This is a genomic window from Paenibacillus sp. NPDC056722, from assembly GCF_042790635.1.
Lineage (GTDB): Bacteria > Bacillota > Bacilli > Paenibacillales > Paenibacillaceae > Paenibacillus_AQ > Paenibacillus_AQ agri.
Map to the genome: position 1 here is coordinate 1 of NZ_JBHTYV010000024.1, position 14,255 is coordinate 14,255.

The following is a 14,255-nucleotide window of genomic DNA, read 5'->3' on the forward strand; positions in this document are numbered from 1 at the left end:
ATTTTAATAAAAGTGCTTCCGAAATTGAAACAAATGCTATATTATAGTATCTCATATGAATAATAATAGTTTATTCTGCATATTAATCCGGTTCTTACATGGGAGTGTCAGTTTTCCGGATGGTTTAGAAGATATGCCGGAATGGAGGAATGCAAGGATCACAGCTTCATAGAGCCGAGATGATACTTCGGCCAGAAATCTATCAACATGAACATACAGGGGGTTTACCATGTCTAAAAGATTATTATCCTTATTAATTGCGTTTACCCTGGTGTTGTCAGGACTGCTTCCCGCAGCCTATGCCGCACCAGAAGTAAGTGAGATTGCACCGCAATCTGTAACAGCACCTGCAGCAGCTGACATAGCAGGATCTTCCGAAGGGACATCCCAGCCATCGGTAACATCGGAAGTCTATACGCCACCTACAATATCTACTGAGGTATACCAAGCTTCCATGACGGAAGCCAGAACACTGGAAATCACGTTCGATCTTCCGCAAGGCACAACCACTGACCAAATCATCTGGAACTTCGGCAGAAATGCAGAAGAGATGAAGCCGCTGGCTGCTTGGAAGAAATGGAATAATGACTCTAAAGTTAGAGATTATACGGGAGACCCATTCATTAAGGTGACTTATGAGCCTGTCTCTGGTTCTACTGTCAAAGCACTGGTTCATTTTGACCTTTTGTATGGTGTCAATTTGTCGCTCTCCGGGATCCGTGCAGAGTATGTGAAGCGTGCAGGTATTTACAACCTGGAAGCCTCCATCCCGTCCGGACATGTTGTGGCAGTGCAGCAAGTGAAGCTGAACCCGTATGATACCTATCATACATACGATGAGATTAAACCGGCGATTGACCGTATCACTGCGCCGAGCAACAATAAATATAACCGCTACGTAGAGTATCAACAAATTGGTACCTCAACCCAAGGCCGTGCGATCCACTTCTCCATCGTGGGCAAAGACAAGGCTTCTGTGGACCAATATTTGAATGAAACCTTGCCACTGATGATGAATGACCCTGCCGCATTGCAGGCGAAGATCAGAAGCGGTGAACTGAAAGACTATAAAGTACCTATCTGGCTGAACAACATTCATGCTGATGAAGCTAACGGGGTAGACGTGATCATCAAGTTCCTCGACACCCTGATGACACAAAAAGTAGTATCGTATGACACAACTGACGATAAAGGCAATGCCAAAAAAGTATCATTGGATATTGATACGGCATTAGATAACGTAATCTTCCTTCTGGATTATGTAGAAAATCCGGATGGCCGTGCGTTGAACACACGCGCAACATCTACATTGCTAGACCCGAACCGGGATAACTCTTACCAGACTCAACCTGAAACACAAGCTGTAACGGCTCAAATCGCCAAATGGACGCCACTTAGCTTCCTGGATATGCACGGATTTGTCAGTGGTTTCTTGATCGAGCCTTGCACTCCGCCACATGATCCAAACATCGAGTATGACCTGGTACTGGACAACATGGTTGATCAGGCCAAAGCGATGGGGAATGCAGCGATTGCGAATACAAAATATGATTCCTATCATATTCCTTACTTGGAAAGTGAAGATAAAAAGAATGATCCGAATTACAAAGATAAATCCGGCACTTATGCCACTGGATGGGATGATGCTTCCCCAGCGTATACAGCAGTATATGCAATGCACCAAGGTGCAATGGGACACACGCTTGAAGTTCCTGAGCTGAACGAAGATTCACTGGATGCTTTCTACTACGCTACTCTTGGAGCAACAAGCTATGTAGTGGACAACAAGGAGAAGCTGTTCCTGAATCAGCTGGAAATTTTCAAACGCGGCATCAATAATGAAGATAACAGAGCAGTTGATAAAAACTTGATCAATGCGAAATACGAGCCGATCGGCCGTCCGCGGGGCGAGAATGCAAACTTCTTCCCTGAGTATTACGTGTTGCCAGTTGACAAGAACCTGCAAAAAAATGAGCTGGAAACGTACAAAATGGTACAATACCTGCTTCGTAACAACATCAAGGTAGAGCAGACCACCACTAGTGTTACTGTGGGTTCTGTCACTTACCCAGCAGGAACCTATGTCGTGAACATGCATCAGGCCAAACGCGGATTTGCGAACCTGGTTCTGTATGATGGACTCAACGTATCCGACTTCAATGAAATGTATTCCGATACTGTACAGAATTTCGCGGACATGCGCGGTTTCGACCGCCACATTATCCGCACTGCTGATGCTTTTAAGGGAATAACAAAGCAAGTTACCAGTATTGCAATTCCTAGCACCAACCTAGATAGCTATCCATTCGAGCAAAGCTACGTAATCCGTAACAGTAACAATGATGCGATCAAAGCAGTAAATGAGCTGCTGGCGAACAAAAAAGCTGTAACTCTGCTCGAAAAAGACGGATATGGATATGAAAAAGGAAGCTTCCTCGTCTCCAGATCAAACTTAAGAACCGTTGCTTCCAAATATCTGCTGGATCTTGTGCCATTCAATCCGGATGCAGATAAGACAGGTAAGCTCTTGAAGGCTCCAAGTGTCGCCATTGGCGGTGCACCTGGCTTTATTGTGGCTGATCTTGGATTTAAAGTAACAACAGATACCGCAGCAGCCGACGTTCTTGTGAACTCGGGAACCAATCTGATTACTTCCGGTAAACCGTTTATCGGTTATGGTAGAAGTATTCTGAGTACAGTCAAAAATCTTAAGGTTCTGCCTGGTCTGGATTATTCTAACCCAGTCAACGCAGCTGGCAGAGCTGACGCTCATGAAGGATTGTTCAAGGCGGTTATCTCCCAAGATAACGTAATTACAGCGCCTTACGCAGCTTCTGAATACCTGTACACTGTGTCGGCGGCTTACATCACTGCCGTTCCAGAGGGTGCAGAAGTGCTGGCTAAATACGGCAACGGCGATGATTTCTTCAAAGCCGGCTGGTGGCCGAACAGCAGTGCTGCTAAGGACCAAGTATTGGCTCTGAGCTACAAGCAGAACAACCTGAATGTAACATTGTTTGCTAACGACCTACTGAACAAATATCACCCGCAGAACCAGTTCCGTTTGCTGGCTAATGCGATCTATGCTTCTTCTCCGGCTGCGACTGAAGCAGACGGTATGGACAATGGTGGTTTGGAGACTCCACCGCCAGTGTCATCGGGTGGCAACGGACCTGTTGCAACACCAGCACCATCAGCAACGCCTGCACCAACCGCAACACCAGCTCCAACAGTTCAACCGTCTGCGCCTGCAGCAACACCTGTGCCAAGCTTCACTGATCTTGGTAAAGTGGTTTGGGCAACAGATGCCATTAAGGAACTGACGGAAAAAGGCATTATCAAAGGTGTAAGCGACAATTCATTCGCACCACTGAAAGAAGTTACACGTGCCGAATTCATCACCATGATCGTTCGTGCTTTTGACCTGCTGGATGAGAATGCCGCTGCTTCCTTCAGTGATGTCAAAGCAACGGATTGGTCTTACAGCTACATCGCTTCCGGGGTCAACAACGGCCTGATTAACGGTGTAGGTGGAGGCAAGTTCGATCCGAAGCGTGCGATTACACGTGAAGAAATGGCGATCATTGCCGCCAATGCCCTGAAGAAATTCAAAGGCAAGTCTGTAAACGACGCTGACGCGACCCTGGCAACCTTTAAAGATAAAGGAAGCATTGCTTCTTACGGTAAAGAAGCGGTAGCGCTGCTTGCCCAAGAAGGTATCGTTAAAGGTTTGACAGCCGACACGTTCGGACCGAAAGGTGTTGCCAACCGTGCCCAGGCTGCGGTTATCATTAGCAATCTGATTAACCTGAAGTAATAGAATCAACAGATAAGAATGAAGGATGTCCCAAAGCCGATTATGGCTTTAGGGGCATCCTTTTGCTTTGTATAAGTGTAATTAACAGCATTTTTGTACCCTAAATACTCTGCAGCTAAGGATTAGTGGGAATTAAGGACAATATTGTACGTTAATTTCCCTTGAATAGTCCTTTTAAGGTTATTTTAGGAGAATAAGATACAATAATGTCCTTATTTTCTTTTTTTGCCTCTTTTAAAGAAATTTAAGGTACAAAAATGCTCTTAGTTGGGGAGCTAGAGTCATTTTCCATTGTTAAGAAGACTGCTGCGGGGCATCGGAGTGTTGCGGCTAAAAGTTAAAGCCCGAACTTCACCAGAATAACGCCTGATCTTCTGTTTGAATCTTAATGTCACTTAATACAATAGAAAAATTTTACTTTAAGTATTATTTGTATTAGAGTATATGATACAAATACCCAATTAACAGCTATAACGGCTATAACAGGGAGGCTCTATGATCATTACTCTGGATTTTAAAAGCGAGCTTCCGATCTATGTCCAACTCCGCAACGAAATCGTAATCGGGATAGGTTCGGGAGCACTGGCTTACGGCGAAAAATTGCCAACCGTCAGGCAAATGGCCCAAGACCTTGGTGTGAACGCGATGACGGTGAACAAGGCCTATGCCATTTTGAAGAATGAAGGATTTATCTCCATTGATCGCAGGCACGGGGCTACGGTCATGCCGCTGGCGGCGGGACAGGCGGAATTTAAAGCGAAGCTTGAGAATGAGCTGCGGCTGGTCATCTCAGAAGCAAGCTTGAAGGGAATCCCCCGCGACGAGTTTATGCAGATGTGTACTTCCATATTTAGTGCGGTGACGTTTAAACCAAATTCTATTTCAGAATAGGGGGACTTCAATGCAGATTCTCTTTTTGTTCATAGGACTTTTAATCTTCACGATTATTCTGGTCACTTATGCAAGTCAACTTAAGCCCAGAGAAAGCCTGTGGTTTGGTGTGAGCCTACCGGCTGAAGCGATGGAGGATGAAGAACTGACGCGTCTGCAGGTGACAAGTAAAAAAAGGTTCGCTGCCTATAGTGTATGGCTATTGCTTGCTTTGCTGCCGCTCCTGTTCCTGACTAAGTACGTCTCACTAGCTTATATCTACACGATGGTCTGGGGAGCTGTCATGATGTATGTACTTCGGATTCCCTTTCTGAAAGCGCACCGGGCAGCCAAGGAGATCAAAGTGAGAAACGGATGGTTTGTCGGAGAGAAAAGGGTTGTCCGTGTGGATACCAAGCTCTCGCTGCTTAAGGAGCGGATGATGATTTCCCCTTTTTGGTTTATAGTGCCTGCGCTCATTGGTGCTGTTCCATTTATTATAGGGGGGCAGGGAGACGGCGATAACCGGGTGATCGGAGCGGTTGCATTGGCGACGGTGGCGCTGATGCTTATCGTATTTCGGGCTTTTGGCAAAATGAAACCAAAGGTGTTCAGCGTGGACAATGAACTTAATGTGAAACTCAACAGGATCGTCCTGAGGTACTGGTCACTGCTGTGGCTTGGCCTCGCCGTTCTAAACAGCGTTAGCGCTGTTTCGCTTGCCTATGCTCTTCAGAGGGAGGTCTCCCCGGGGAATGCAATATGGATAGCGGGCGCTCTGATCATTAGCGTTCTGCCTGTGGCCGGTATTTTGCTGGTACACCACAAAGTGCAGACGTTATCGGCGGACATCGCTGGGCAGGGAGAAGGCGCGGTCTTTGTTACCGATGATGATGAGTATTGGATTAATGGGACTACATATAATAACCCGAACGACAGCTCACTTATGGTACCAAAGCGGATAGGGATCGGCACAACGATTAACACGGGGACAAAAGTGGGTAAAAGCATATATCGCAGTCTGTTTGTATTTTTGCCAGTTGTCCTTATCGGGACGGGCTGGATGACTGTTCAGGCAGAATTTTCAACTCCACACTTTGCGTTGGGCGAGAACCAACAGGTGAGTATTGAGTATCCGCTGTACAACTATAGCTTCAATCTAAAGGATGCTGAGGAGATAAAACTTGTGGATGCTTTGCCGCGCGCACGACGCACAAATGGGATCTGGGTGGATACAGTAGCTATAGGCAACTTCAAGCTTGACACCTACGGGAAAACTAAAATGTACACGTATAGAAATTCTCCGCCGTATATTGTGATCAAATTGCCGGATATCTATGTGGTGTACAATACCAAAGATCCTTCCCAGACGAAGAAGATTTTTGCCGATCTGCAGGATAGGTGAGTTATATCATTGAATTATGAAAAATTCGTATCCACTGGTGGGTTACTGTGATACAATAGTCTAGTTGTCTAATTTTAGTTCTCGCCGTATGGATTTTTTGAATTTAAAAGTAATAATCACAGGAAAACAGAGCATTTCAGTGTATTTCGGTGAATTGTAGAGTATTAACAGTGAAACTCAAAGATTTTACTCAAAAGATATCATTTTTTGTCGGTTTTTATTGATTATTTGGGAACTATTCTGTATAATCAGCCTTGTTGATTTTGCATATGGAATTTAGGAGGTTATTAATTTGGGAAAAGCGTTAATTATTGGCGCTGGCGGTGTTTCCAGTGTTGTTGTTCATAAATGCTGCCAGAATCCGGATGTGTTCGAAGAGATTTGTATTGCAAGCAGAACGGTTGCGAAGTGCGACGCGCTGAAAGATAAATTAGATGGTGGCCGTACGAAGATTCAGACGGCACAAGTTGATGCGGACAATACGGAGGAAGTTATCGAGCTTATCAAGAGCTTCGGGCCGGATGTTGTCATTAATGTGGCTCTCCCTTATCAGGACCTGACCATTATGGATGCCTGCCTGGCAACCGGTGTTCACTATGTCGATACTGCAAACTACGAACCACAGGATACTGCGAAGTTCGAGTACTCCTGGCAATGGGCTTACAAGGAAAGATTCGAGAAAGCTGGCCTTACAGCGCTGCTGGGCAGCGGCTTTGACCCAGGCGTGACAGGCGTGTTCACAGCCTATGCACAAAAGCACTACTTTGATGAAATTCATACGATTGATATTGTGGATGCCAATGCAGGTGATCACGGTTACCCGTTCGCAACCAACTTCAATCCTGAAATAAATATTCGTGAAATTACCGCAAACGGACGTTACTTCGAGGATGGCAAATGGATCGAAACTCCACCGTTGTCTGAGAAAAAAGTATATGACCTTCCGGAAATCGGTCCAAAGGACATTTACCTGTTGTACCATGAGGAATTGGAATCCCTCGCAGTTAACATCAAGGGCGTGAAGAAGATCCGTTTCTGGATGACCTTCTCGCAGAACTACCTGAATCACCTGAAGGTGCTTGAGAATGTAGGTATGACTTCCATCGAGCCGATTGTATATGAAGGCAAAGAAATCATTCCTTTGCAGTTCTTGAAGGCGATTCTGCCAGACCCGGCTTCCCTGGGACCAAGAACTAAGGGTAAAACAAACATTGGCTGTATCATCCAAGGTACTAAAGACGGCCAACCTAAGACTTACTATGTATACAACGTATGCGATCACCAAGAGTGCTACGCAGAAGTAGGCTCCCAAGCGATCTCCTACACAACAGGCGTACCGGCGATGATCGGTGCAATGATGATCCTGAAAGGCATCTGGAACAAACCAGGCGTATACAACGTTGAAGAGTTCGATCCAGACCCATTCATGGAGCAACTGAACAAACAAGGATTGCCTTGGCAAGAAGATTTCTCGCCAACGCTGCTTGACTAAGGCCAATGAAGGAAATCGGTATTGACATCAGCAGCCTGCCGTCGCCCAGCTATCTTGTGGATGAGAGATTGCTGGTACGCAACCTTGAAGTTTTGAATTCTGTGCAGGAACGTTCTGGCGCCAAGATCCTCTTGGCCCAGAAGGGTTTCTCTATGCACTCCATGTATCCGCTCGTTGGCAAGTACCTGCATGGCGTGACTTCCAGCTCCTTGTTCGAGGCCAGACTTGGCTATGAGAAAATGGGCAAAGAAGTTCATGTCTACGCTCCGGCTTACATGGACCGTGAGTTCGACGAAATCATGAGCTACAGTGATCATATTGTGTTTAACTCCTTCGATCAATGGAACCGGTTCAAGGACCGGGTACAAAATGCACCGAAGAAGATCAGCTGCGGTATTCGCGTTAATCCGGAATATTCGGAGCTTGAAATTCCGCTATATGATCCGTGCTACAACTTCTCGAGAATGGGTGTAACCCTGCCGAACTTCCGTCCGGAAGAGCTGGAAGGTATTGATGGACTGCATTTCCACACGATGTGTGAGCAGAACTCCGATACCTTGGAGCGGACGCTGAAGGTCGTTGAAGAGAAGTTCGGTGAATACCTGCATGGTATGAAATGGCTGAACTTCGGCGGCGGACATCATATTACCCGTCCGGACTATGATCTGGATACCCTAGTTCGCTGTATTGTGTACATGAAAGAGAAGTATGATCTGGAGATTTATCTGGAGCCGGGCGAAGCAGTTGCTCTGAACACCGGATATCTGGTGGCTACTGTTCTCGACGTGATGCACAATGGAATGGATATTGCCATTCTGGATACCTCCGCAGAGTGTCATATGCCAGACGTTCTGGCTATGCCTTACCGTCCTGGTATTATTGGAGCTGGTGAGCCGGGTGAGCATCCGTATACGTACAGATTGGGCGGCATGACTTGTCTCGCAGGAGACGTCATTGGCGACTACTCCTTCAAGGAGCCTTTGAAGTACGGTGATAAGCTGGTGTTCCTGGATATGGCACACTACTCCATGGTGAAGAATCACATGTTCAACGGTGTGAATTTGCCGGCCATTGCTTCCTATAACGAAGAAGAGGGCATCAAGGTTATCCGCGAATTCCAATTCGAGGATTTCAGCGGCCGTCTGTCCTAATCCTATACGTAATTAAAGGGAGCTTCCAATAGCCGGTTTACGGCTTGAGGAAGCTCCTTTGTTGTTTTGTGGCTTAAGTAATTGCCTTATGGAGTGAACTTAAGAAGCCAACGATGAAGCGATAAAACTCTAATAGACAGAGTTTGTTCAGTTCGGGATGCTTAATTCTTAAGCTCAGCTAATATTCGTTGCTCTGCTTACTTCATGGTGATGGCAATCCGATCTTCCTGGGAGATCCATTCTACGGTTGCACCCAGCTTTTCACTGATAAACCGCAGCGGCAGATACAGGATGCCATTCACATTGAACGGTTTATTCTGGAGTGTAACTAACTCATCATTCACCCTAGTCTGTCCACTCGTAGCACTGACATTGATGGTAATGGCAGGCTTGCCGTCTTCGGTGCGGGCCACAGTTGCTAATTTGTTCATCTGATCAAAGGTCACTTTGGCACCCAGCTTCTCGAACACTGAACGTAGGGGAATGAAATTCTGACCATTCCTTGTAATGACTCCGCTGGTCAGCGCTACATTCTCACCGTTTAGCGAGACCGAGATCGGATTCTGTACAGGTACTGGCTTATAATGGCTGAAATCATAGTCACCATAACCCAATTCAGCATGCTTGTTCACACCCCAGCCCCAGAGTGTGCCGTCCTGCTTCTGCATAATGATATGGCGCGGACCACTGCGGATGGATTGTACATCCGAGAAAATCTGTTCAAATTCGGCATCCGCAGGCATGGAGGTGCGGTAGGTGGAGGCGGCGAAGAGCTTGCCGTCCGTGGTCAGGGCAAGAAGAGAGTTCTCCACGACAAAAGCATCCTGCACATGCTTGATCCCGCTCAGGAGAACAGGTACCGGATTATCGTTCCGTGTAGTTCCATCCGATACACCCGTGATGGTCGCCCCCCAGAACCAGAGACGGGAGCCCCCATCAATCGCAGTGTTGGAGTAGCTATTATGCCTGATGGCTTTAATGTTGGATAGCGGTTGAAGCTGCACCGGGGTCATGGCCTTTGGTTTTGCACTCTTCCGTTCAAAGGTGGCGGGCCAGGTCCAGACAGTGCCGTCCCCCTTAAGGGCCATATTATGCGCAATCTGCACCACGTTGTTCAGCCCCTGAACCGGCTCAAAGGTCTGTAATCGGTTATTATCCTTCCAGACAGACCCGTCTTTCTTCAAAAAGATGTACTGTTCCTCTTCAAAAGCATAATATCCTTGTATATCCGCTACATTATCGATCCCAGTTACTGGAGTAAAGGTTGCGGGGTCCCATTCCTCCTGATTTGGAATGGAGGCGAATACGTCGCCCTGCTCATTCAGGGCCAGTGTGGTGTGTCCATAGCGAAAGACATCAATAATCCGTTCCAATCCTTTGACAGGGACCAGTTCAATGATCAGATCACGGCCTTTCCGTTCCCACAGCCAGACGGAGCCATCCTTCTTCAGTACATATCCGTCGTCAAACATGGCCTGCACATCGGATAAACCAGCGATTTGGGTTGGCACAGGCTGATTGTAGCTCCATACCCACAGACTGCCATCGCTTTTGATGAGGGAGTCTTGACTGTAGGACGTGATTTTACTGGCGGGAGCAGATTCAGCACTGACGATAGAAGCGCTTGCGGCCAGCGTGAGGCCCAACATGAGACTGAGAAACAATGTTTTTTTATTCATTTGTTTTGCACCTCGAATGTTCTAATTGGGAAAATATAGGATGTTTTTCTCCTAGAGTTAGACGCATTTTTGCTCAAAAAGTTTCCTTCTGGACAGCTAGAAACTCATACGTATCTTAGAAGGCCATGCAGGGAAGATTACGGTCTGAAGCTATCATTTTAAATTTTTATTATGCGAAAATAGATGCTGCTGTGATACAATAAATCAGTCTATTTTTAGAGCAGGGGTCCGTATTTGGAGGAGGAATTCAGCATCAATGAGACAAGCGCCATTTATTGCCGTGGAAGGTCCGATCGGAGCAGGGAAAACAACGCTGTCTTCGATGCTTGCAGAGACATTACACCTTCCTATTATTAAGGAAATTGTTGAAGAGAATCCGTTCCTAGACAAGTTCTATCAGAACATGGACGATTGGAGCTTTCAACTGGAGATGTTCTTTCTCTGCAATCGGTACAAGCAGTTAGAGGATACGATTACCCAGTACATAGAGAAGGGCAAACCGGTGATTTCGGATTACCATATTTATAAGAATCTGATTTTTAGCGAGCGGACGCTGAAGGGGACGAAGCGGGACAAGTACCGCCAAATCTATCATGTGCTTACTGATGATCTGCCAAAGCCGGATATCATTATATATATAAGAGCAGATCTTGATACCCTGCTGGCTAGAATTGCTAAGCGCGGCCGTTCTTTTGAAGAAGGGATGGACAAGGCCTATCTGCAGCAGCTGATCGAGGATTACGATGATGCGATGAGTTCCCTGGCTGCCCGTGAGCCGTCCACTATTATTATGACCATAGATGGCAATACGGTCGATTTCGTGGAGAATCGGATGCATTATGAAGAAATTGCCGCAAAAGTAAAGGAGCTTATGGAATGAACCAATATCAAATCCCGGAGAACGCAATCATAACGGTGGCCGGAACCGTGGGTGTAGGAAAATCGACATTGACAGGTGCGCTGGCGAGCCGGCTTGGCTTCCAGACCTCACTGGAGCAGGTGGATCATAACCCTTACCTGGAGAAGTTCTATCATGATTTTGAGCGGTGGAGCTTCCACCTGCAAATCTATTTTCTGGCTGAACGCTTCAAGGAGCAGAAGAAGATGTTCGAGATGGGCGGAGGGTTCGTGCAGGACCGTTCCATTTATGAGGACACTGGTATTTTTGCCAAAATGCATGCTGATCAAGGGACGATGTCCAAGACGGATTATGAGACCTATACCAGTCTTTATGAAGCCATGGTAATGACTCCGTACTTCCCGCACCCGGATGTGCTGATCTACATTGAGGGCAGTCTGCCATCCATCCTAACCCGGATTAATGAACGTGGCCGTGAGATGGAGATTCAGACAGATGTTTCTTACTGGGAGCAGATGCACCGCCGGTATTCGATATGGATTGATGAATTCAAGGCTTGTCCGGTGCTGCGCCTGAACATTGATGACTATGACGTGCATGATCCGGCGTCCCTCTCCGATATCCTGGAGCAGGTGGGTCGGACCATTGCGGGCTCGGGAGCAAAAATATAATTTCTGGAAAAGGCGGCACGCTTAGATGCCGTCTTTTTGCTGTCAGCAGAGGGATGCATGTTTAATTTGCCCGGCCCATGTTACAATATTTGAACAACAAGATGATGAGGTGACGATAGTTGAAGTATGATTTTGAACGTATAATTAACCGCCGCAATACGGGTTCCGTCAAATGGGATGAATGCGGAAAGCTGTTTGGGAATGAGGATATTCTGCCTTTGTGGGTAGCTGATATGGACTTTGAAAGCCCGCCTGCCGTGAAGGAGGCGCTGCTGCGTCGTGCGGAGCAGGGACTTTATGGATATAGCATCAGTGATGACTCCTATCAGGAAGCGATTATCTCCTGGTTTGGGAGAAGGCATGACTGGGCACTGAAGCCGGAGTGGATTGTAAATTCACCGGGTGTCGTAGTCAGCTTGGGATTGTGTGTGGAACTATTCAGCGGGCCAGGGGATGGAGTGATTATTCAGACACCTGTGTATCACCCATTCTACGATGTGATCGAAATGAATGGCCGGACGCTGGTTAAGAATCCGCTTTTGCAGTGCGATGGCCGTTATGAGATGGATTATGAAGGTCTGGAGAAATTAATGCAGGACGGAGCAAAACTGATGATTCTGTGTAGTCCGCATAATCCTGTAGGCCGGATATGGGAACGTGATGAATTGCTGCGTCTAGGTGAGTTATGTCTGCGGTATGGAGTGACGGTTATCTCGGATGGTATTCATTGCGATATGGAGTTTCAGGGTCATAAATACCTCTCGTTTGCCGGGTTGTCTCCGGAACTGGCGGACATCACGGTGACAGCACTGTCTGTGACTAAGACCTTCAATCTGCCGGGACTGCAAACCTCTATTATCGTGGCTTCTAACCCAGTGCTGCGGCGAAAATTCAAGCGTAGACTGGATGCGCTGGGGCTTAACAATCTTGGTTATTTTGCCGCTGAGGTCGTTAAGGCTGCTTACAATGAAAGCGAAGATTGGCTGGAGGAGCTAATTCAATACATTGCCGGCAATGTAGAATATGCAACCGATTATTTGAAACGTCATCTGCCGCAGATCGGCATTACCCGTCCGGATGGGACATACCTGCTATGGATTGACTGCCGTGCACTTGGACTAGATGTTCCGGGCCTCAAGAAGTTAATGTACAAGGAAGCCCAAATCGCCTTCAATGAAGGCTCGATCTTCGGCACCGAGGGCGAAGGTTATCTGCGGATCAATCTCGCCTGTCCCCGTTCCACGCTGCAGGAAGCGCTGGAGCGCTTTGTCAGAGCTGCCGGTACCATAAACGCACAATAACATTATGTATTTTATAAGGAGGCAACAGCGATGAATCAAACTAGACTCATTTTAGATGTAGACACAGGGATAGACGATGCATTGGCGATTTTATATGCCTTGAAGGCACCGAATGTAGTGATCGAGGGGATTACGACTATTTTTGGAAATGTGGATGTGGAGCAGGCTACGGAGAATACGCTCCGACTGCTGACACTGGCACAGCCTGGGTATGAGATTCCGGTTGCCGTTGGTGCAGGCACAGCATTAGCGAAAAAGACCGCAGGATATGCCACCGGCGTTCATGGTGAGAACGGGATCGGCGGGGTGGAACTGGCTTCCTCCAGCCAGCAACCGGTTCAAGAAACAGCAGCGGAGTTTATCGTTCGCATCGCCAAGGAGAATCCCGGGGAGATCGTACTGGTCACGCTGGCCCATCTGACTAACCTGTCTCATGCTTTGGAGCTGGAACCGAATCTGAAGAATCTGTTGAAGAAGGTTGTTGTGATGGGGGGCACAGTCTTCAGACCGGGGAACAAAACGCCAGTGGCGGAAGCCAATATATGGGGAGATCCTGAGGCAGCCGATCATGTATTCACCTCGGGTCTGCCACTGACGATGGTAGGACTGGATGTTACTCAGAAAACGGTTATTACGCGGGAGCACCTGAATCTCCTACAGCGTCAGGGACGGGAAGAGAATCGGGAGATCATCGCGTTCATGGAAGAGTCGCTATCTCACTATTTCAAATTCTATCAGGAAGTGAACTATTTCATCGAAAGCGCGCCGCTGCATGATCCTTTAGCATTGATGGTGGCTTTGCAACCGGACCTAGTCACAACTCGTCAGATGAAAGTACGGGTGGAGTGCAAGGGAGAACATACTGCTGGTATGGTCGTTGCAGATCTGCGTCCTCAGCCTAAAGTTGGAGAGTTCATCGAGGTAGCAGTTGAGGTTGATACGGAGCGTGCGGTGGGCGTGTTCCTCAGCGCCTTCATATAAACGTGCACTTTGTCTTCTTTAATTTGCTA

General features: G+C 47.2%; 10 protein-coding genes. 9 read left to right on the plus strand and 1 reads right to left on the minus strand.

What is annotated here, in order from left to right; translation table 11 throughout:
• The first annotated feature begins 229 nt into the window (after positions 1-229).
• The 5 genes from ACFRAM_RS28125 (at position 230) to nspC (ending at position 8,735) form a co-directional block, all read left to right on the plus strand.
• Complete coding sequence (locus ACFRAM_RS28125; protein ID WP_379470311.1) at positions 230-3,817, plus strand: M14 family metallopeptidase; 3,588 nt, start codon at positions 230-232, stop codon at positions 3,815-3,817.
• A gap of 495 nt (positions 3,818-4,312) precedes the next feature.
• Entirely contained in the window at positions 4,313-4,708 is a 396-nt protein-coding gene (locus ACFRAM_RS28130) for a GntR family transcriptional regulator (RefSeq protein WP_175370422.1), read from the plus strand.
• A 10-nt stretch (positions 4,709-4,718) separates the two neighbouring features.
• A complete protein-coding gene (locus tag ACFRAM_RS28135; protein WP_379470313.1) occupies positions 4,719-6,092 on the plus strand; it encodes a DUF5808 domain-containing protein in 1,374 nt (457 codons plus the stop codon).
• Between the two features lie 292 nt (positions 6,093-6,384).
• Positions 6,385-7,584 carry a saccharopine dehydrogenase family protein gene (locus ACFRAM_RS28140; RefSeq protein ID WP_175370424.1) on the plus strand — a complete coding sequence of 400 codons (1,200 nt, stop codon included), beginning with the start codon at positions 6,385-6,387 and terminating at the stop codon, positions 7,582-7,584.
• A 14-nt stretch (positions 7,585-7,598) separates the two neighbouring features.
• Complete coding sequence (nspC, locus tag ACFRAM_RS28145; protein WP_175370468.1) at positions 7,599-8,735, plus strand: carboxynorspermidine decarboxylase; 1,137 nt, start codon at positions 7,599-7,601, stop codon at positions 8,733-8,735.
• Between the two features lie 197 nt (positions 8,736-8,932).
• Here the strand turns inward: nspC and ACFRAM_RS28150 are convergent, their stop codons facing one another.
• Positions 8,933-10,414 carry a stalk domain-containing protein gene (locus tag ACFRAM_RS28150; RefSeq protein ID WP_379470317.1) on the minus strand — a complete coding sequence of 494 codons (1,482 nt, stop codon included), beginning with the start codon at positions 10,412-10,414 and terminating at the stop codon, positions 8,933-8,935.
• A 256-nt stretch (positions 10,415-10,670) separates the two neighbouring features.
• On the opposite strand from ACFRAM_RS28150, the gene ACFRAM_RS28155 reads away from it, so the two are divergent.
• The 4 genes from ACFRAM_RS28155 to ACFRAM_RS28170 all read left to right on the plus strand — a co-directional run bounded on the left by ACFRAM_RS28155 (position 10,671) and on the right by ACFRAM_RS28170 (position 14,226).
• Positions 10,671-11,294 (plus strand): deoxynucleoside kinase, encoded by a 624-nt coding sequence (locus ACFRAM_RS28155; protein ID WP_379470319.1) that lies wholly within the window; start codon positions 10,671-10,673, stop codon positions 11,292-11,294.
• Positions 11,291-11,944: a deoxynucleoside kinase gene (locus ACFRAM_RS28160; RefSeq protein WP_175370427.1), complete on the plus strand. Its 654-nt coding sequence runs from the start codon at positions 11,291-11,293 to the stop codon at positions 11,942-11,944. The genes ACFRAM_RS28155 and ACFRAM_RS28160 overlap by 4 nt, the downstream gene beginning before the upstream one ends.
• Before the next feature lie 119 nt (positions 11,945-12,063).
• Positions 12,064-13,245, plus strand: a complete 1,182-nt coding sequence (locus ACFRAM_RS28165; protein ID WP_379470323.1) for a MalY/PatB family protein — start codon at positions 12,064-12,066, stop codon at positions 13,243-13,245.
• A 30-nt stretch (positions 13,246-13,275) separates the two neighbouring features.
• The gene (locus ACFRAM_RS28170) at positions 13,276-14,226 is read left to right on the plus strand and encodes a nucleoside hydrolase (protein WP_379470325.1); all 951 of its coding nucleotides are present in this window, start codon (positions 13,276-13,278) and stop codon (positions 14,224-14,226) included.
• Positions 14,227-14,255 lie beyond the last annotated feature (29 nt).